General features: G+C 60.8%; 18 protein-coding genes. 11 read left to right on the forward strand and 7 right to left on the reverse strand.

All coding sequences use genetic code 11. The annotated features are described in order from the left end of the window. Positions 1–73 precede the first annotated feature (73 nt). Entirely contained in the window at positions 74–1,513 is a 1,440-nt protein-coding gene (locus C2L64_RS36755; RefSeq protein WP_009770901.1) for an MFS transporter, read from the forward strand. A gap of 74 nt (positions 1,514–1,587) precedes the next feature. Here C2L64_RS36755 and C2L64_RS36760 read toward each other — a convergent pair whose 3' ends face one another. Beyond that, a complete protein-coding gene (locus C2L64_RS36760) occupies positions 1,588–3,768 on the reverse strand; it encodes a malate synthase G (protein WP_009770902.1) in 2,181 nt (726 codons plus the stop codon). Positions 3,769–3,823: 55 nt separating this feature from the next. After that, positions 3,824–4,240: a heme-binding protein gene (locus tag C2L64_RS36765; RefSeq protein WP_009770903.1), complete on the reverse strand. Its 417-nt coding sequence runs from the start codon at positions 4,238–4,240 to the stop codon at positions 3,824–3,826. A 332-nt stretch (positions 4,241–4,572) separates the two neighbouring features. Between C2L64_RS36765 and C2L64_RS36770 the strand changes: the two genes are divergently transcribed. The 7 genes from C2L64_RS36770 to C2L64_RS36800 all read left to right on the forward strand — a co-directional run bounded on the left by C2L64_RS36770 (position 4,573) and on the right by C2L64_RS36800 (position 10,490). After that, entirely contained in the window at positions 4,573–5,337 is a 765-nt protein-coding gene (locus tag C2L64_RS36770; protein ID WP_009770904.1) for a fumarylacetoacetate hydrolase family protein, read from the forward strand. Continuing rightward, positions 5,334–6,092 carry a fumarylacetoacetate hydrolase family protein gene (locus C2L64_RS36775; protein ID WP_009770905.1) on the forward strand — a complete coding sequence of 253 codons (759 nt, stop codon included), beginning with the start codon at positions 5,334–5,336 and terminating at the stop codon, positions 6,090–6,092. Before C2L64_RS36770 ends, C2L64_RS36775 begins: the two co-directional genes overlap by 4 nt. A gap of 15 nt (positions 6,093–6,107) precedes the next feature. After that, positions 6,108–7,565, forward strand: a complete 1,458-nt coding sequence (gene hpaE / locus C2L64_RS36780; protein WP_009770906.1) for a 5-carboxymethyl-2-hydroxymuconate semialdehyde dehydrogenase — start codon at positions 6,108–6,110, stop codon at positions 7,563–7,565. A gap of 51 nt (positions 7,566–7,616) precedes the next feature. After that, positions 7,617–8,480 carry a 3,4-dihydroxyphenylacetate 2,3-dioxygenase gene (gene hpaD / locus C2L64_RS36785; protein WP_009770907.1) on the forward strand — a complete coding sequence of 288 codons (864 nt, stop codon included), beginning with the start codon at positions 7,617–7,619 and terminating at the stop codon, positions 8,478–8,480. 20 nt (positions 8,481–8,500) lie between these two features. Next, the gene (locus tag C2L64_RS36790; protein ID WP_009770908.1) at positions 8,501–8,899 is read left to right on the forward strand and encodes a 5-carboxymethyl-2-hydroxymuconate Delta-isomerase; all 399 of its coding nucleotides are present in this window, start codon (positions 8,501–8,503) and stop codon (positions 8,897–8,899) included. Positions 8,900–8,932: 33 nt separating this feature from the next. Next, on the forward strand, positions 8,933–9,736 hold the full coding sequence (gene hpaH, locus C2L64_RS36795) for a 2-oxo-hept-4-ene-1,7-dioate hydratase (RefSeq protein ID WP_009770909.1): 804 nt from the start codon (positions 8,933–8,935) through the stop codon (positions 9,734–9,736). Between the two features lie 139 nt (positions 9,737–9,875). Next, on the forward strand, positions 9,876–10,490 hold the full coding sequence (locus C2L64_RS36800) for an HAD family hydrolase (RefSeq protein ID WP_009770910.1): 615 nt from the start codon (positions 9,876–9,878) through the stop codon (positions 10,488–10,490). Here C2L64_RS36800 and C2L64_RS36805 read toward each other — a convergent pair. The 3 genes from C2L64_RS36805 to C2L64_RS36815 all read right to left on the reverse strand — a co-directional run bounded on the left by C2L64_RS36805 (position 10,477) and on the right by C2L64_RS36815 (position 14,936). Next, positions 10,477–11,478 (reverse strand): bifunctional helix-turn-helix transcriptional regulator/GNAT family N-acetyltransferase, encoded by a 1,002-nt coding sequence (locus tag C2L64_RS36805; RefSeq protein ID WP_009770911.1) that lies wholly within the window; start codon positions 11,476–11,478, stop codon positions 10,477–10,479. The two genes, C2L64_RS36800 and C2L64_RS36805, sit on opposite strands and share 14 nt — an antisense overlap. A gap of 93 nt (positions 11,479–11,571) precedes the next feature. Continuing rightward, positions 11,572–12,123, reverse strand: a complete 552-nt coding sequence (locus C2L64_RS36810; protein WP_009770912.1) for a thioredoxin family protein — start codon at positions 12,121–12,123, stop codon at positions 11,572–11,574. Positions 12,124–12,188: 65 nt separating this feature from the next. Beyond that, positions 12,189–14,936, reverse strand: a complete 2,748-nt coding sequence (locus C2L64_RS36815; protein WP_009770913.1) for an MGH1-like glycoside hydrolase domain-containing protein — start codon at positions 14,934–14,936, stop codon at positions 12,189–12,191. 228 nt (positions 14,937–15,164) lie between these two features. Here C2L64_RS36815 and C2L64_RS36820 point away from each other — a divergent pair, with 228 nt between their 5' ends. Continuing rightward, positions 15,165–16,106: a pseudouridine-5'-phosphate glycosidase gene (locus tag C2L64_RS36820; protein WP_009770914.1), complete on the forward strand. Its 942-nt coding sequence runs from the start codon at positions 15,165–15,167 to the stop codon at positions 16,104–16,106. Positions 16,107–16,114: 8 nt separating this feature from the next. Here C2L64_RS36820 and C2L64_RS36825 read toward each other — a convergent pair whose 3' ends face one another. Next, positions 16,115–16,711, reverse strand: a complete 597-nt coding sequence (locus C2L64_RS36825; protein WP_009770915.1) for a molybdopterin-dependent oxidoreductase — start codon at positions 16,709–16,711, stop codon at positions 16,115–16,117. 185 nt (positions 16,712–16,896) lie between these two features. Here C2L64_RS36825 and C2L64_RS36830 point away from each other — a divergent pair, with 185 nt between their 5' ends. Both C2L64_RS36830 and C2L64_RS36835 read left to right on the forward strand, forming a co-directional pair. Next, positions 16,897–17,307 carry a cupin domain-containing protein gene (locus C2L64_RS36830; protein ID WP_007746705.1) on the forward strand — a complete coding sequence of 137 codons (411 nt, stop codon included), beginning with the start codon at positions 16,897–16,899 and terminating at the stop codon, positions 17,305–17,307. 1,173 nt (positions 17,308–18,480) lie between these two features. Then, a complete protein-coding gene (locus C2L64_RS36835) occupies positions 18,481–19,332 on the forward strand; it encodes an alpha/beta fold hydrolase (protein ID WP_007586936.1) in 852 nt (283 codons plus the stop codon). Positions 19,333–19,349: 17 nt separating this feature from the next. On the opposite strand, the gene C2L64_RS36840 is transcribed toward C2L64_RS36835, so the two are convergent. Next, on the reverse strand, positions 19,350–19,865 hold the full coding sequence (locus C2L64_RS36840; RefSeq protein ID WP_007586934.1) for a GNAT family N-acetyltransferase: 516 nt from the start codon (positions 19,863–19,865) through the stop codon (positions 19,350–19,352). Positions 19,866–19,985 lie beyond the last annotated feature (120 nt).

Below are 19,985 nucleotides of genomic sequence, written 5' to 3' on the forward strand. Positions count from 1 at the left end.
AGACACGAACGAATCATAAACCATCAGGTATCCAAATTAATTAAAGTCCGATGGTGAACTTCAGGAGACATTCATGCAGCGAACTATCACAGCAGACAATCCTCCGTTTGCGCCTTCCGATGCACAGACTTATTTGCGCGCCGCTGCGTCGTTATCGGCGAGGATGGATCGTTTGCCCGTCACGCGGCATCTATGGATGCTCGTGCTGCTGATCTCGCTTGGCGGCTTCTTCGAGGTCTACGATCTGATCTTCACCGGCTATATCGCGCCGGGCATGGCGAAGAGCGGGTTGCTCAAGACCACGACGGAATCGTTCTTCGGGCTTCAGGGTATTGCGGGATTTATCGCGTCGACGTTCGCGGGCCTGTTCGTCGGCACGTTCTGCTTCGGCTGGCTGCCGGACCGCTTCGGGCGGCGTAAGGTCTTCACGGTTTCGCTGCTGTGGTATTCGATCGGCTCCGCGATCATGGCGTGTCAGACGTCGCCGGAAGGGTTGATCCTGTGGCGCTTCATCACTGGCATCGGCGTCGGCATCGAGATCGTGACGATCGACAGCTATATCACCGAACTCGTACCCCAGCATATGCGGGGCCGCGCGATGGCGTTCAATCAGGCCGTGATGTTCGCTGCCGCGCCTGCCGCCGCGATTCTCTCGTACTGGCTCGTGCCGATTACGTTGGCGGGTGTCGACGGCTGGCGCTGGGTCGTGCTGCTGGGCTCGGCTGGCGCGGTGATCGTGTGGTTCATCCGGCTTGTTGTGCCGGAGAGTCCGCGTTGGCTCGCAAGTCACGGACACGTCGAGCGCGGCGAGCGCGTGGTCAGGAAAATGGAAGAGATGGCCATAAAGCAGACGGGCCGTGCGCTTCCCGCGCCGCTACCCGTCGTCGAACAACCGGTGCATCGACGCGCGTCTCTGGCGGAATTGTGGCAGCCGCCGTACCGGTCGCGCCTCATCATGTTGATCATATTCAACTTCTGCCAGGCGATCGGTTATTACGGGTTCGCGAACTGGGTGCCGACGCTGCTAATCGGTCAGGGCATTACCGTGACGAAGAGCCTGCTGTATTCGTTCGTCATCGCGATTGCGCTGCCTTGCGGGCCTTTGCTGGCGATGCTGTTCGCCGACAAGGTGCAGCGCAAATGGCTGATCGTCGGCTCCGCGTTTGCGGTCGTCGTGTTCGGGTTGATGTTCGGCCAGGTGAAAACAGTGATGCCGCTGATTGTGCTGGGCGTGCTCATCAGCCTCGCGGGACAAACCATCTCCGTTTGCTATCACGCGTACCAGGCCGAACTGTTTCCGACGCGCATCCGTTGCCGTGCGAATGGGATCGTCTATTCCGCGAGCCGCGTCGGCGCGATGATGTCAGGCTTCATGATCGCGCATCTGCTGCGTGAGTTCGGCGTAGCGGGCGTATTCGTCGGGATTACGGCGTGCATGCTCGTCGTGATGATTTCGATTGGCGGTTTCGGACCGAAGACGAACGGTATGCGGCTAGAAGAACTGTGCCATTGAAAACAGAAACGCCGGCCGGGTCTCGAAAGACCCAGCCGGCGTTTTAACTTCGTGCACCGAATAAGCGTGTGAAGTTACGCTTTGCCCGCCGCCTTCAATTGCAAACGGAACTTGTGCAGCAGCGGTTCCGTGTAACCGCTAGGCTGCGCACGACCTTCGAACACCAGCGCGCACGCCGCCTTGAACGCGATCGAGCCGTCGAAGTTCGGCGCCATCGGCTTGTAGCTCGGATCGTTGGCGTTTTGCTGATCGACGACCTTCGCCATGCGCTCCATTGTCTCGCGCACGAACTCAGCCTTGATGACGCCGTGGCGCAGCCAGTTCGCAATGTGCTGGCTCGAAATACGCAGCGTTGCGCGGTCTTCCATCAGGCCGACGTTGTGAATGTCCGGCACCTTCGAGCAACCGACGCCCTGATCGATCCAGCGCACCACGTAGCCGAGAATGCCTTGCGCGTTGTTCTCGACTTCGCTGCGGATCTCCTGCTCGTTCCATTGCGCGCGTTCGACGACGGGAATCGTCAGCAGCCCGTCCAGCAGTTCATCGCGCACGCCGGCGAAATCCGTGCGCTCCAGTTCCTTCTGAACCGCCTGCACGTCGACCTGGTGATAGTGCAGCGCATGCAGCGTCGCGGCCGTGGGCGAGGGCACCCATGCCGTGTTCGCGCCTGCCTTCGGATGGCCGATCTTCTGTTCGAGCATCGCCTTCATCAGGTCGGGCATCGCCCACATGCCCTTGCCGATCTGCGCGCGGCCACGCAGGCCCGCAGCGAGGCCGACGAGCACGTTGCTGCGCTCATACGCGGCGATCCACTTGCTCGACTTCATGTCGCCCTTGCGCATCATCGGGCCCGCTTCCATCGAGCTGTGCATCTCGTCGCCCGTGCGGTCGAGGAAGCCCGTGTTGATGAACGCGACGCGCGACGAAGCCTGGCCGATACACGCGGCGAGGTTCACGCTGGTGCGGCGCTCCTCGTCCATGATGCCCATCTTGATCGTGTTGCGCGCGAGGCCGAGCAGATCTTCGACCCGCGAGAACAACTCGCTCGCAAACGCGACTTCGGCCGGGCCATGCATCTTCGGCTTGACGATGTAGATCGAGCCCGTGCGCGAATTGAGCTTGTGCGTGCGGTCGTGCAGCGCGCACAGCGTCGTGACGACGCCGTCGAGAATGCCTTCGGGAATCTCGTTGCCTTCGCGGTCGAGCACGGCCGGGTTCGTCATCAGATGGCCGACGTTGCGGATGAACAGCAGCGAGCGGCCATGCAGCTTCACAGGCTGGCCGTTCGCGCCTTGATATTCGCGGTCCGCGTTGAGGCGGCGCGTGAACGTCTTGCCACCCTTCGTGACTTCTTCCGTCAGGTCGCCGACCATCAGGCCGAGCCAGTTGCGATAGAGCAGTACTTTGTCGTCGGCATCGACGGCGGCGACCGAGTCTTCGCAATCGATGATCGTGCTGACGGCCGCTTCCATCAGCACGTCCTTGACGTTTGCGGGGTCGGTCTTGCCGATCGAATCGTTCGCGTCGATCTGGATTTCGAAGTGCAGGCCGTTGTGCTTGAGCAGCACGGCCGTCGGCGCATTCGCGTCGCCCTGATAGCCGATGAATTGCGCCTCGTCCTGCAGCGTGGCCGTGCCATTCTTCAGTGCAATGCTCAGCTTGCCGTTCTCGATGCGATAGCCGGTCGCGTCCTTGTGCGAGCCGTTCGCGAGCGGCGCGGCGTCGTCGAGGAACTTGCGCGCGAACGCGATCACGCGCGCGCCGCGCACCGGGTTGAACTTCGCGGTGCGTTCTGCGCCGTCGGTTTCGTCGATTGCATCGGTGCCGTACAGCGCGTCGTACAGGCTGCCCCAGCGCGCGTTCGCAGCGTTCAGCGCGTAACGCTGGTTCGACAGCGGCACGACGAGCTGCGGGCCCGCCTGTTCGGCGATTTCGCGGTCGACGTTGTCGGTCGTCGCTTTCACGCCGGCAGGCGTCGGCACGATATAGCCGATGCTTTCGAGGAAGCCGCGATACGCGCGCAGGTCACGCACGGGGCCCGGATTCGCGCGATGCCACGTGTCCAGTTCGACCTGCAGGCGGTCGCGTTCGGCGAGCAGCGCGCGGTTCTTCGGCGCGAGATCGTGCACGAGGGCATCGAAACCAGCCCAGAACGCGGCGCTATCGACACCGGTTCCAGGCAGGGCTTCCTTTTCGATGAACTGTTCGAGGTTCGCGGCGACCTGCAATCCGCCGCGTTGGGTCAATTGAGTCATGGGCTGTTCCAAGAGGGGCAAATTCTGGGCAAATTATTCTTTTTTAGCACGACATTCAGCCGTTCGCGTGGCTGGCAACGGCCGCGGCACCGGCCTTTGCCACTTGCGCATCCTGATCGGCCTTGACGCCGGACACACCGACGGCACCGACCACCTGACCGTTTACCACAACAGGCACGCCGCCTTCCAGCGTGCTCGACAGCGGCGCGCTCAGGAACGCGGTGCGGCCGTTGTTGATCATGTCCTCGTACTGCTTCGATTCGCGGCGGCCGAGCGCGGCGGTGCGGGCCTTGTCGGTCGCGATGTAGGCGCTGACGGGCGCGCAGTTGTCGAGGCGCAGCAGCGACAGCAGATGGCCGCCGTCGTCCACCACCGCGATCGTGACGGCCCACTGGTTGCGTTCGGCTTCGGCGCGAGCCGCTTCGATGATTTTCGTCGACTCGGCGACCGTCAGCACGGATTTTGTCTGCATGTTGCGATTCCTGAAACGATTGAAGTGAATTCCACCGACAGACCGGCCGCAAGCCGCCCATGTACATGTCAGCCGACGTGCGCGTGCACTGTGGACGTGCACGCGAGGTCCAGTCTTATATATGACCTAGTGTCCATTGTTCCGGGTTCCAGGCGACTTGTCGACCCGGTGGAACACTGGTCATACCAGTTTTTTGCTTTCTTTTTTGCGGCTCGAAGCACTTGCAGGCGTCGTGCCAGGGAAAACCCGCGCAACAAGCCAATGCGCTTGACCGCGGCCGACTCGGCGCGAATACTACTAAGATATTAGTGAATGACGGATGCAGGCAAGCCATGTTCGCACTCGACGATCACCGGATTCATCTCGCAGCCGAGCCGTTCGCACGCGATGTCGATGCGCGGACCGTGAGCGTATTGCTTGCTGGTGGATCGGCATGCAGGCCGCCTGCGGATGGCACGGTCTACGGAACGCTGCTGAACGATCGCGCCGCGCTCGATGCACTCGGCGACGCAGTCAACGCAGCGCCCTATAAAGCGGCGCCGAAAGCGCCCGTGCTGTACGTGAAGCCGCGCAATACATTCGCCGGTCATCGTGCGAGCGTGGTTGTTCCGGACGACGAGCAAGGCGTGCAGGTAGGCGGCTCGCTCGGCGTCGTGATCGGGCGTACGGCATGCCGTGTCAGCGTCGAGAACGCGTTTTCGTATGTCGCGGGCTATACGATCGTGGCCGACCTTTGCGTGCCTCACGAAAGCGTTTATCGCCCCTCGGTGAGATTCCGCGCGCGCGATGGCTTTTGTGTGATCGGTCCTGCTGTCGTCGCGCGTCGGCATGTGGCAAATCCCGATGCGCTGCGCGTCGCGATCCGCATCGAAGGAAAAGAGCCGTTCATCGCGAACACGTCCACATCGATTCGCAACGTCGCGCGTCTGATCGCCGACGTCACCGACTTCATGACGCTCGCGCCCGGCGACGTGCTGACATTGGGCGTCCCGCACGGCGCGCCCGTCGCGCACGTGGGCGACGAAATCAGCATCGCAATCGGCGACTGGCCGCCGCTGTGTTTCTCGATGACGGCAAAAGAAGGAGACGGACGATGATGCGCGGCCGTGTTGCCTACGCAGGCGCGATTCATGAAGCGTATCCGCACGAACGCGGCGTGTGTCTCGCCGATGGCCGTGTGTGCCGCGAGGACGAAGTCGTGTGGCTTGCGCCCATTCAGCCCGGCACGATCTTCGCACTCGGACTGAATTACGCGGAGCATGCAAAAGAACTGCAATTCTCGAAACAGGAAGAGCCGCTTGTTTTTCTCAAGGGCGCGGGCAGCGTGATCGGTCATCGCGGTGTCACACGGCGTCCTTCCGATGTGACATTCATGCACTACGAGTGCGAGCTTGCTGTCGTTATTGGCCGACCGGCGAAAGAGGTGACACGCGACGACGCAATGCAATACGTGGCCGGCTACATGATCGCGAACGACTACGCGATTCGCGACTACCTTGAGAATTACTATCGGCCGAATCTGCGCGTGAAGAACCGCGACGGCGGCACGGTACTGGGCCCCTGGTTCGTCGATGCCGCGGATATCGCCGATGTCACGCAACTCGAATTGCGCACCTATGTGAACGGCACGCTGCACCAGAAGGGCAACACGCGCGATCTGGTGACGGACATTCCCGCGCTGATCGAATACCTCAGCAGCTTCATGACGCTCGCGCCCGGCGACATCATTCTGACGGGCACGCCCGAGGGCGTCGTCAACGTGAATGCGGGCGATGAAGTCGTCTGCGAAATAGACGGTCTGGGCCGTCTCGTCAACGCGATCGTTTCCGACGCAGACTTCAACCGCGACTGATCATTAGGACCCGCCATGCGAATCGAACATCTGATCAACGGCAAACCGAAGGTCGCGCGCGATTACTTCGAAACGGTGAACCCGGCCACGCAGGAAGTACTCGCAGAAGTCGCGAGCGGCACCGCGGAAGATATCGACGCCGCTGTGCGCGCCGCGAAAGACGCGTTTCCCGCATGGGCCGCAAAGCCCGCCAGCGAGCGCGCGAAACTCGTGCGTAAGCTCGGCGAGCTGATCGCGAGGAACGTGCCGGAACTCTCCGATACGGAAACACGCGACACGGGGCAAACCATTTCGCAAACACGCAAGCAACTGGTGCCGCGTGCCGCCGACAACTTCACGTACTTTGCCGAGATGTGCACGCGCGTCGACGGTCACACGTATCCGACCGATTCGCACCTGAACTACACGCTGTTTCATCCCGTTGGCGTGTGCGCACTGATTTCGCCGTGGAATGTGCCGTTCATGACGGCGACATGGAAAGTCGCGCCGTGTCTCGCATTCGGCAATACGGCCGTGCTGAAGATGAGCGAGCTGTCGCCGCTGACGGCGTCGATGCTCGGCAACCTCGCGCTGGAAGCGGGCATTCCTGCGGGCGTGCTGAATGTCGTACATGGCTATGGCAAGGACGCGGGCGAGCCGCTCGTCGCGCATCCCGACGTGCATGCGATTTCCTTTACTGGTTCTACCGCGACGGGCAACCGGATCGTACAGACAGCTGGGCTGAAGAAGTTCTCGATGGAACTGGGCGGCAAGTCGCCATTCGTGATTTTCGACGACGCCGATTTCGAACGCGCGCTCGACGCCGCGGTGTTCATGATCTTCTCGAACAATGGCGAACGCTGCACGGCGGGCTCGCGCATTCTCGTGCAGAAGTCGATCTACGCGACATTCGCGGAACGGTTTATCGAACGCGCAAAGCGCCTGAGCGTTGGCGATCCGCTCAGCGAGCAGACGATCATCGGCCCGATGATCAGCCAGGCGCATCTGGCGAAAGTGCGCAGCTATATCGAACTCGGTCCGAAAGAAGGCGCGACGCTCGCATGCGGCGGACTCGACGCGCCGTCTTTGCCGGATGCATTGAAGCGCGGCAACTTCGTCGCCCCGACGGTGTTCGTCGATGTCGATAACCGCATGCGTATCGCGCAGGAAGAGATTTTCGGGCCCGTCGCGTGCCTGATTCCATTCGACGACGAAGCTGAAGCGATTCGACTCGCCAACGATATTTCGTATGGACTTTCCAGCTACGTATGGACCGAGAACACGGGCCGCGCGCATCGCGTGGCGGCTGCTATCGAAGCCGGCATGTGCTTCGTCAATAGTCAGAACGTGCGCGATTTGCGCCAGCCGTTTGGCGGCACGAAGGCATCGGGCGTCGGACGTGAAGGCGGCACATGGAGTTATGAAGTGTTTCTCGAACCGAAAAACATTTGCGTATCGCTCGGATCGCATCACATTCCGCGCTGGGGCGTCTGATCTTTCCGCACGACGCGCGATTCAGCCATTTGCATAGGAAAGGAGAACACGATGGGCAAGCTCGCACTGGCCGCAAAAGTGACCCACGTGCCTTCGATGTATTTGTCGGAACTGGATGGGCCACACAAGGGCTGCCGCCAGGCTGCAATCGACGGACATCATGAAATCGGCCGCCGTTGCCGCGAACTTGGCGTCGATACGATCATCGTGTTCGACGTGCACTGGCTGGTCAATAGTGAGTACCACATCAACTGCGCGCCGAAATTCGAAGGGATTTATACGAGCAACGAGCTGCCGCATTTCATCAACAACATGGCCTATGCGTATCCCGGCAATGTGCAACTCGGCAAGCTGATCGGCGAAGTCGCGAACGAAATGGGCGTGAAAAGCCGCGCACATAGTGAAACCTCACTCGAACTCGAATACGGCACGCTGGTGCCGATGCGCTACATGAATGCGGACCAGCGCTTCAAGACGATATCGATTGCAGGGTGGTGCATGTGGCACGACCTGCCGACCAGCGCGCGCTTCGGACTGGCCGTGCGCAAGGCCATCGAGGAACGCTATGACGGTACGGTTGCGATTCTCGCGAGCGGCTCGCTGAGTCATCACTTCGCGAACAACGGCACGGCCGAGCAGTTCATGCACAAGGTGTGGGACCCGTTTCTCGAACAGACCGACCGGCATGTGGTGTCGCTGTGGGAAAAGGGAGACTGGAAAACGTTTTGCGGCATGCTGCCGCTCTACAACGAAAAATGCTGGGGCGAGGGCGGTATGCACGACACGGCGATGCTGCTCGGTGCGCTCGGCTGGGATCGTTATGAAGGCAAGGTCGAAGTCGTGACGCCGTATTTCGGCAGTTCGGGAACGGGGCAGATCAACGCGATTTTCCCCGTTACGCCGCTGCCCGCCTGATCGATCAATGGAGATTTGACGTGCCGCATCTCACGCTCGAATACAGCGCCAATCTGGCGAATGAAGGCAGCATTGGAACGCTTTGCCGGAAGCTCGCGCAATGCCTCGATGCGCAACGCGAGAACGATCAACGTGTGTATCCGCTCGGTGGGATACGCGTGCGCGCGGTGCGCTGCGAACAGTACTGCATCGCGGACGGCAGGCCGGATGCCGCGTTTCTGCACGCGAACCTGAAGATCGGCGCGGGCCGCTCGGAGAATACAAAGAAGGCAACAGGCGACGCGTTATTCGATGTCATCAAGCAGCATTTTGCGGATGCATTCGATCATCACGGGCTGGCACTTTCGCTGGAGATCAACGAGTTCAGCGAAGCGGGCACCTGGAAACACAACAATCTGCACGCACGGCTGAAGGGCTGATGAAGGGCTGAGCGCGACCATCGGGAACTCAACATGCTAGACCAGACGACTATCCGCGAACTCGCCGGGAAACTCGACCAGGCCGAAAAAACGCGTACGCAATTGCGGCACTTTTCCGCTGCCTATCCCGAGATGACGATCGAGGACGGTTACGCGATCCAGCGCGAATGGGTCAAGATGAAGCTTGCCGAAGGGCACGTAATCAAAGGACGCAAGATCGGCTTGACGTCGCGCGCCATGCAGCGTTCGTCGCAGATCGACGAACCGGACTACGCGCCGCTTCTCGATTACATGTTCATTGAAAATGGACAGGACATTCGCGCCGATCGCTTCATCGCGCCGCGTGTCGAAGTGGAACTGGCGTTCATTCTCGCGCGGCCGCTCAAAGGGCCGGGCGTGACGCTCACCGATGTGCTCGATGCGACGGCGTATGTAACGCCCGCTGTCGAGATCATCGACGCGCGCATCGAGCAGTTCGACCGCGAGACCAAAGCGCCGCGCAAGGTATTCGATACGATTTCCGACTTTGCGGCGAATGCGGGCATCGTGATGGGCGGTCGTCCCGTGCGTCCGATGGATGTCGACCTGCGTTGGGTTGGCGCATTGCTCTACAAGAATGGCGCTGTCGAAGAGAGCGGTCTTGCCGCCGCCGTGCTCAATCATCCGGCGACGGGCGTCGCGTGGCTCGCGAACAAGATCGCCCCTTATGACGAAATGCTGAACGCGAACGATGTGATTCTCAGCGGCTCATTCACGAGTCCAATTCCTGCGCGCGCGGGCGATACGTTTCATGTCGATTACGGTCCGCTTGGCGGCATTGCGCTGAATTTCGTCTAACGCAGCCCGGTTCATCGCCGCATTTTTTGAAAACTACCAGGCCACCCGCACATCAAGGCACAATCAGAACGTCGCGCATTCGACGCCACACGGCAGGATGCGTTCATCGTGTGGACGCTTTTGATGCGGAGGCGGCACCATGACGTCATCGATCAAGCTCGTGCTATTCGATATGGAAGGTGTGTTGTCGCATTACGATCGCGCGGCGCGCACGCAACGCCTGGCGCAGCTGACGGGCAAGTCACCCGAAGCCGTGCGCCACGCCATTTGGGAGTCGGGCCTCGAAGCGCGTGCCGATGCCGGTGAGATTACCGACGACGCGTATCTTCGCGAGCTTGGAGACATGCTGGGTTGCGCCGTCAGCCGCGACGATTGGCTGACGGCGCGGCATGCATCGATCACGCCGGATGCGGAAACGTTAGCGCTCGCCGCTCAAGTGGCCAATCGCCATTCGATCGCCGTGCTGACCAACAACTGCCGGCTCGTCACCGACTATATCGGCTATCTCAATCCACCTGTCGCGCAGCTATTCGGCGCGCACGTTTATCCGTCGGCGGCATTTGGTGCCGCGAAACCCGCTGCCCAGGCGTACCTCGGCTGCGTTCGTCAGCTCGGTGTCGATGCCAACGCGACGCTCTTTATCGACGACTCCGATGCCAATGTTACGGGCGCCATCGACGCGGGGCTGCATGCATACAAGTTCACCAGTGCCGACGCGCTGTCGAAAGAACTCGAGCGCTTCAATCTGCTTTAGCGCGGGACCGTTGAACAGACGCTTTGCGCCGAACGAAGCGCTGCTCGACGACAGCCTCTCCCCATTGCGTGCCCTCGGCCTCCTCGGCTAGCTGGAAGCCGAACGCTTCATACAAATGACGCGCGGCATCGAGGCCCTTGAACGTCCACAAATAGGTTTCGTCGAAGCGTTCGTCGACGAAAGTCATTGCGCGCGTCATCAACTGCCTGCCGATGCCTAAGCCACGCAGCGAATCGTCGACGATGAACCAGCGCAAATGCGCAACGCGGGTCTCCGCGTTTCCGTCGATGGCGATCGATGCCAGCGTTCGCCCGTTGTCGGAGACGAGCCACAGCTGTCTGTTGGGATGGGGCAGCAATCCGGCGAAGTCGGCCAGTCCTGTTGCAACGAGCTTTTCGAAGTACGCGCCAAAGCCGGAATGCTCCGAATAGTAGCGCGCGTGAAGACTCGCGATGTCGCCAATGCAGCCGGGCTGATAGCCCTCGATGATTTGCAGGTTCGATACAGGGGCTTGCTGCGGCTCTTTGGCATCGTTGTCCTGCTCTAGTGCGCTTGCGTACAGCGAGAGCGCACGCACCAACGACTGCTGATCGGACGGCGCAAGCTTGCGCAGCGCGCTCGACACCTGATCGGTCGCAAACTTGTCGATCTTCTTGCGCAATTGCTGGCCCGCTTTGGTCAGGTAAAGCTCCGAGGAGCGTGCATCATCGCTCGATGCGGTGCGCTCGATAAACCCGGCCGTTTCCAGTTTAGCAACCTGCCTGCTCGCGTTCGACTTGTCGAGCCGCAGAAGATGAGCGAGATCGCGCGCCTGAATGCCCGGCGTCGCGCCGATCTCAAGAATGGCGTGCACGGCCGACGGCGCGAGATCGCTGTCCGCCAGCGTGGAGCGCATGAAACCCAGTTCGCGCACGAGCTTGCGCGAGAACTCGCGCAGTTCGAGGATGGTTGAGTCACGCGACTGGAGGGGTGTGTCGATGATATCCATGATCTTTGCTTTAGTTGCGCTTCGCAACCACTATAGTTGCAAAGCGCAACTTATGCAAGTCCGGATATGGGAGACAAACGAGGGCGCCTTAGCTCACTCTATCTTCCACTTGATCGAACATCCGAATGCCGGATACTGCGTGTCGGGTGCGGCACCCGTTTGCGCGATCTGCTGCATCGCCTCGAACAGGTCCCGGCGCGCATCGGGAAGCGGGTCTTTGCGCGACGCATCCAGCCTGCCGCGATATCGCAGCAGCAGCCCGGAATCGAAGCCGTAAAACTCCGGCGTGCAGACCGCATCGTAGGCGCGCGCGACCTGCTGCGTTTCGTCAAACAGATAGGGGAAAGGCAGCTGCCAATCAGCCGATAGCGCGACCATGCGCTCGAACGAATCTTCTGGATAGGTAATGCTGTCGTTCGAGTTGATCGCGACGGTGCCGATACCCAGCGCCGCGAGATCTCGCGCGTCGCGCACGATACGCGGCAATGCGGCTCTCACGTACGGACAATGGTTGCACATGAAGATCACGACGAGTCCCTTCGGACCGCGCACGTCGTCGAGTGCATAGGTGCGGCCGTCGGTAGCGGGCAGCAGAAACGCGGGCGCTGCAGTACCCAGTTCACCTGGAGGAGATTCAGTACCCATCCATTGCTCCTTGATTCGAAGTGTCGAAGAACCTTGTTTCTTTCAGCATCTGTACTGCTGACGTGTTAACGCCCCATCGCCGCAGCCATCGTGTCTTCCTTCATTTGCGTTGCAACGGGCGTCGAATCGGGCGCGACATGGGACAGCCTCATCATGCGCGGTTGCAACAGCAGCGCAACGAGTCCCGTCCACCCTGTCTGATGCGACGCGCCAACACCACGCCCGTTGTCGCCGTGAAAGTACTCATGGAACAGGATCAGATCCTGTGAACGCGGGTCCGCCTGCAGCATCGGATACGCGGCCATCACGGGCCGCACGCCTTGCTCGTTCTTCATGAAGAGTGTGGTGACGCGTCGCGCGAGATCGTCGGCGACTTCGCTGAGCGAGGAATACTGCCCCGATCCTGTTGGATGCTCGATGCCGAACTCGTCGCCATAGTAGCGATGGAACTCGTATAGCGATTCGATCAGCAGATAGTTGACGGGTATCCACACGGGGCCGCGCCAGTTCGAATTGCCGCCGAACACGCGCGAGTCCGATTCGGCAGGTTGATATTCGATGCAGACATGCACGCCGTCATGATCGAACACGTACGGTTCATGTAGATGCACACGCGAAAGCGCCCGCACGCCATAGGGAGAGAGAAATTCGTTTTCATCGAGCGCGCGCTTGAGCAACGATTTCATTCTGTGTCCGCGCAATAGCGAGAGCAAGGATGTGTTGCCTTTGCCGGATTCCGTCCAGCGCGATACGAGTTTCGCCAGATTCGGCCGGTGATCGAGAAACCATGCGAGCCGTTCGCGCAATCCCGGCAAATGACCATGTATCTGCTCGTCGAGTACGTGCACCGCGAACAGCGGAATCAAGCCGACGATCGAACGAATGCGCATCGGTACGCGCGCGCCATCCGGAAGATGCAGCACGTCATAGAAGAATTCATCGCGTCCGTCCCACAGTCCTGTATTGCAGGCTTCGCCGCCGCAACTGACGGCTTCCGCGATATACAGAAAGTGCTCGAAGAACTTCACCGCGATTTCGACGTACGCGGTGTTCGTCATCGCGAGTTCGAGTCCGATTTGCATCAGATCGAGTGCATAGGAGGCCATCCACGCGGTGCCGTCCGCCTGATCGATGCGGCCGCCCGTCGGCAGCGGAGAAGAGCGATCGAAGATGCCGATATTGTCGAGCCCGAGAAATCCGCCCTGGAAGATGTTGCGGTCGTCGGCGTCCTTGCGGTTGACCCACCACGAGAAATTGAGCAGCAGCTTATGGAACATCACTTCGAGAAACTCGTGGTCGCCGACACCCGTTATCTCGCGGTCGAGTTCATACACACGCCACGTTGCCCACGCATGCACAGGCGGATTTGCATCGCCGAACGCCCACTCGTAAGCGGGCAGTTGCCCGTTCGGATGCATGTAGCGCTCTTTCACGAGCAGTTGCAATTGCTTCTTCGCAAAGTCGGGATCGACAATAGCGAACGCGACCGCGTGAAACGCGAGGTCCCACGATGCGTACCACGGGTACTCCCATTTGTCTGGCATCGACACGATGTCGCCATTGCACATGTGTCGCCAGTCCGCATTGCGGCCACGTCTGCGATCTTTCGGTGGCACCGGCTGGCCGGGATCCCCGTCGTGCCAGCGTGTCACGTCGAACTGATAGTACTGCTTCGACCATAGCATCCCGGCGAGCGCCTGACGTTGCACGAGACGCGCGTCGGCGTCGGCGATGTCGTGCTGAAGCGCCGCATAGAATTCGTCGGCCTCTGCCTGTCGGCGTGTAAAGAGCGCCGGCATGTCGAGCGGCGCAGTCTCGACAGCGGATTCGGGACGCCAGCGCAGATACAGCACCGACTGTTCGTGCGGGCCAAGCTGTAGAAACACGTGCGCGGCGGCACGCGTGCCCTTGTCTCGGCGGATCGCGCGTTCGTCGCCATCGACTAGATAGTCGTTGAAGCCGTCCTTGAACGGCCCTTCGCCGTCGATGCCGAAAATGCGACGCACGTTGGTTTCGTTTTCGCAGAAGAGCCATTCGATGGGCTGCTGCGCTGCTGCCGTCACGATCATCGTGTCGAGTGCGGGATTGCGGGCGATAACCCGCGCGCCTTCTGCGGCATTCGGCTCTAGCGTCAGCGATGGCTTGCCGGGCTTGCCCGACCACGCCCACCGGTTGCGCGCCCAGAACTGCGGCAGCACATGCAGCGTGCCGGGCAGGTCCGAGCGGTTTTCGACGGTCACACGCATGACCATATCGTCATGCGTGTGCTTCGCATATTCGATCCAGACGTCGAAGTAGCGGTTGTCGTCGAACGCGCCCGTATCGAGCACTTCATATTCGGACTGGTCCGCGCCGCGCCGCGCGTTTTCGTCGATCAGGTCCTGGTACGGGAACGCGTCATGAGGATACTTGTAGAGCATCTTCATGTACGAATGCGTCGGCGTGCCGTCCAGATAGAAGTAAAGCTCCTTCACGTCTTCGCCGTGATTGCCCTGCGCGTTCGTCAGGCCGAAGAGTCTTTCCTTGATGATGGGATCGCGTCCGTTCCAGAGCGCGAGCGACACGCACCAGTCGAGCGGATCGTTGCCGAAGCCGGCTATGCCGTCCTCGCCCCAGCGATACATCCGGCTACGCGCATGGTCGTGCGGAAAGTAGTCCCATGCGGTGCCGTATTCGCTGTAGTCCTCGCGCACGGTGCCCCATTGACGGTCGCTCAGATACGGTCCCCAGCGGCGCCAACGCGCGAGGTCCGGGCCATGAAGACGCGAACCTTCCTTCGACTGGAGCAGATTGATTGCGCTTGCAGGCTGCATGGCACCTCCCGGCCGAACTCGATCGTCCGACACGTTCTACATTTGAACGTCTGTGCTTTTCCGTCTCGCGCGCGGCGTGCGCGGTTGGAATCATGATGATATGCGTCAACTCGCTGTATGGCGATTGAAGGGCGCAGCTATCGGTCGAGCCGCATCGATATTGCATTGTCATTCCGCGCGCGCATTCTGCTGCATACTTGAGCGCATCACATTGCGGAACCTGTCGACATGGATTCGAAGCTCGCACGCTCGTGGTTGACGTTCAGCGCGCCCGTGGCGGCCGCGCAGGCGGCTGGCCGCCCGATAGTCGCGCTGGAGTCGACGATCATCGCGCACGGCATGCCGTACCCGCAGAACGTACGCACGGCGCGCGAAGTGGAGGCGGTGATCCGCGATCTCGGCGCTCAGCCCGCGACGATCGCGCTGATCGGCGGGCGCATCCGTATTGGACTGTCGGACGACGAACTCGAACTGATTGCGCGCTCCGACAACGTGCACAAGGTCAGCCGCCGCGATCTGCCGGCCGTGCTGGCTAGCGGTGGACTCGGCGCGACGACGGTGGCCGGTACGATGATATGCGCCGCGCTGGCGGGAATCGAAGTGTTCGTGACGGGCGGCATTGGCGGTGTGCATCGAGGCGCGCCGGAGACCTTCGACATATCAGCGGACTTGCAGGAGCTGGCGAAGACGTCGGTCGCGGTGATCTGCGCAGGCGCGAAATCGATTCTCGACATCGGGCTCACACTGGAATATCTGGAAACGCATGGCGTGCCGGTGCTCAGTTGCGAGCAGGACAACTTCGCCGCGTTTTATGCGCGCGACAGCGGCTTTCGCGCGGATTTCCGACTCGACGATGCAGCCGGGCAGGCGCGTTTCATTCGCACCAAGTGGGACTTGGGCCTCGCGGGCGGCGTCGTGTTGAGCACGCCCGTGCCCGAAGCCGCTGCGATGCCGTCCGAAGAGATCGACACGTTGACCCGGCAGGCGCTCGAAGAAGCCGCTGCGCAAGGCATCACTGGAAAAGCCGTGACGCCGTTCCTGCTGGCACGCATCAAGGCGCTGACCGGCGGACGCAGTCTCGCGACCAATATCGCGCTGGTGAAGCACAATGCCGAGGTCGGCGCGCGGCTCGCGCTCGCGTTGGCCAATGCAGGGCAAGCAGCGGCATGAACATGCCTCTATGTCTCGGATACCTGAATCTGATAAAGGCCCCACGGAGACAATACGAAGCGATCCTTGAGCGGCTTTGCTGTGAGTTCTGGAATCTTGTCGGCATCGTAGATCGCCCATAGCGGACCGAGGCCGCCCAAAGGCATCGGCTTGCCGTCCATATGCGTCGCGACGATGAAGCGCCATGCGCGAATGTTATCGAGCGTGGTCAGCACCGCGTAGCCGTCGACGGCGCGCAAGGAAATCTTCGTGTCGCCCGCGCTGGGTGCGCCGGCCTGCTCGAGTACATTGGCAAGCAATGGGCCGCTTAACGTGTGCTGCTTCGCGTCGTATTCGATGGTCGGCTTGATGGTGACGGCGGGCAGACTCGCTATCGATGGATAGTCGAATGTATAAGCCGACGTGAATTTGACGAGTTGCTTGGCCATCAATGGATCGAATGCCGGATCGAGCGCGCCGCGATTCGTGCGTTTGATCGCGCCCGACACGGTGAGTATCGCGGGAGCCGCAGCGCATGCAGCGGTTTTCGGATTCGTCGCGCCGAGTGCGGGCGTGATACTGACGCCGATGGCAGCGGCGCTGGTCAGGAACTGCCGTTTGTTCATGTTTATTGGCTCCGCGGATGTCGTTGATGCTTTTCGACTCTTATACACCGACAACAAGTATCTGGCGTTGCCGGTGGCATGTTCAGTGAGCGCTTCATGAGGCGCGGCTTGTGTGACTTTGCCCGTAACGCTCCGGCGTAGAATCTGTCTGTATTGAGCGTCCCACTGAACCGGGAGAATCGCATATGGAAGCCGATTCACAACGCGAACTCGCGCAACTCGTCGTCGTGCGTCCCGACAGGGAAATTGCTACGACGCAGCGCTTGCCGTACTTCGTCGGCATTTCGTCAACGACGGCGGGCGCGCAGGGCCTGTCGATGCATCTCGTCGTCGTTCCGCCCGGCGGACATGCCGAGCCTCACATCCACTGCGGTTATGAAACGGGAATCTATGTGCTCGAAGGGCGCGTGGAGACGCGTTATGGGCCGGGCCTGCGTCAGTCGATCGTCACGGAGGCAGGGGATTTTCTGTTCATTCCGCCTGGCGTGCCGCATCAGCCGTTCAATCTCAGCATGACGGAGGCGGCGCGCGCGGTCGTGGCGCGTAATCGTCCTGATGAGACGGAGCAGGTGTTGCCGTATGAGGTCGGTGAATAATCGCAAGCGGTTCGGTGTATTGGAGCTTGCGCTGGCATCCGGTTTGGTTTTTTTGGCTTTGCGCTGGCATCCGCGATATGCCTTCGTGCTTCAAGCGTCGCCCCTGTGCGGGGCGGCACCTACTTTTCTTTGCCGCCGCAAAGAAAAGTAGGCAAAAGAAAGCGGCTAACACCGCCAGCGCTAGTTATTGCCTGAGGGCCCCCACAGGGTCTTACGCTTCACGCGGCAACGCCCTTGTTCGCGTGCGTTGCCAACGCTCTCTCTGCGCGCCTCACCCGCTTCACGCACCCGCGTTGCGGCACGCCGTGCCAGACAGTCCTCCGCCGCCCAGGTGGCAAACTGTGTGTAGGTTGTCGCACCGCACAGGTTAGTGCTCTTACCAGAAACACCAGCCTTGCTATTCAGCCCGGAGTGATGCGCCTGTGGCGCGAAAGCCTACACACAGTTTGCCACCTGGGCGGCAGAAATCATTCGCTGCCGCCAGCCCTTGAGCGGGCGATTGAGGCGGGTGAGGCGCACCGCAAGGGTGCTGGCAACGAACGTGGGTCACGTGGTTGCCGCGTGAAGCGTAAGAACCTTCGGGGGCCCTCAGGCAGGAACAAGAACTGACGGTGTGAGCCGCTTTCTTTTGCCTACTTTTCTTTGCGGCGGCAAAGAAAAGTAGGTGCCGCCCCGCACAGGGGCGACGCTTGAAGCACGAAGGCATAACGCGGATGCCAGCGCAAGGGCAAACCCACAGGGCGACGCTTGAAGTACGAAGGCATAACGCGGATGCGAGCGCAAGGGCAAACCCACAGGGGCGACGCTTGAAGCACGAAGGCATAACGCGGATGCGAGCGCAAGAGCAAACCCACAGGGGCGACGCTTGAAGCACAAAGGCATAACGCGGATGCCAGCGCAAACGCAAAGACACACCAGCAAGGCATGCGCAGCAACCACCGTAACGCGGATGCCAGCGCAAAAGGCGAGCACGCCGACCGGCAACGCCTGAAACACAAAGACAAAACGTAGCTGCCAGCAAAAAAGCCAAAACCCCGACATGCAACGCCCGCGCCGCGAAGGCTCAAACGCTATCAGAAAACCTGATCGCTTCGATCCAAATTACGCGTTTTTCTTACACCGGCGAATCCTGCATAGTAGACACACCACGATACACGCGAGGTAACGACTGCCATGAACATGCGAACCGACCCCGCATTGCTCGCCGACCCACAGCTGAGTTTTGCGACCGTCGCATCGGGCATCTGCATTCCCTATATCGAGCGGGGCGCGGGCGAGCCCGTCGTGTTCGTACACGGTTCACTCTGCGACTACCGCTATTGGGACGCGCAGATCGCGCCTTTGTCCGCGCAGTTTCGCTGTATCGCGCCGAGCCTCAGTCACTATTGGCCTGCCGCCGAAGCGTGCATCCAGAACGAGTTCGGCTGGCAGGAACACGTCGGCGAGCTGGCTGAGTTCATCGTTGCGATGGATCTCGCACCCGTCCATCTGGTGGGGCATTCGCGCGGCGGCTGCATCGCATTCCAGCTTGCGCGCGACTATCCGCGTCTGGTCAAAACCTTGACGCTCGCCGATCCGGGCGGCCCGTTGCAACTGGACGGTATGCGCGAAGCGTCGTTGCCCTCGGCGATGAATGCATTGCGCGCCAAGGTGGCCGGCATGATCGAGGAGGGCGTCGTGGAGCCCGGCCTCGAACTGTTCGTCGATTCCGTCAGTGCGCCGGGCGCATGGAAAAAGAGCACCGACGCGTTCCGTATGATGGCGATCGACAACGCCAGCACGCTGCCCAAGCAGTTTCTCGATCCGCTGCCCGCCTATTCGCGCGATACGGCGTCACAGGTGACATGCCGGACACTGCTGATCGACGGCCAGAAGAGTCCGCGCATGTTCCGCAATAACGTCGAGAGCCTCGAAGGCTGGATCTATCTCGCGGAAAGAGGCACGATAGCGGGCGCTTCGCACGGTATGAACGTCGCGAATCCAGCCGCGTTCAACAGAATGCTGAGTTCGTTCATCGACTACTGACGCGCACTAAAACCCGCTCAACCGAGCCGCAGAACCATCTCGACTTCGCGATCCGTGTCGTCGTCGATCGCTGCTTCGCACGGCTCGTCTTCCACGGCTTCAAAGCCCGTCGACCGGTACAGCGCGATCGCGCTGACGTTCTCCACGCCTGTATTGAGCGCGATCTGGGTCAGGCCCATCGCGCGCGCCTGATCGACGGCAGTCGCGATCAGTCGCCGCGCGATGCCGCTCCTTCGATGCGTGTGCACGACGAACAGCCCCCACAGAAAGCCCTTTTGCTGCGCGGGACGCAGCGGATAACGCCGCAATCCCGTAACGGCCACGAGCGTCTCGCCGGCGAAAGCGCCGAATACCACCTGATTCGCCGTCGCGCAGATGCGCGCCTCGATTTCATCGATCGTTCGTTTTTCTTCTTCCTCACGTGTCGACAAAAAAGTCTCCGGGGCTTCGTCGATCGCGCACAGACGCAGCGACGCGTAGGCGGCGGCGTCGCTGGCGCATAAGGGGCGGATGATCGGGCTGGCTGATTCCATCGCGCGATTTTAAGGTACGGGCGGTGGTGATGGCTTCACTGGCTCGAATCGTTGATTGAAATACGTCGTCGTACAACATTCATCTAAGAATACGTTTCTCAGTCGCCGCGGGCAAACAAA

The sequence above is a fragment of the Paraburkholderia hospita genome, from assembly GCF_002902965.1.
GTDB classification, from domain to species: Bacteria; Pseudomonadota; Gammaproteobacteria; order Burkholderiales; family Burkholderiaceae; genus Paraburkholderia; species Paraburkholderia hospita.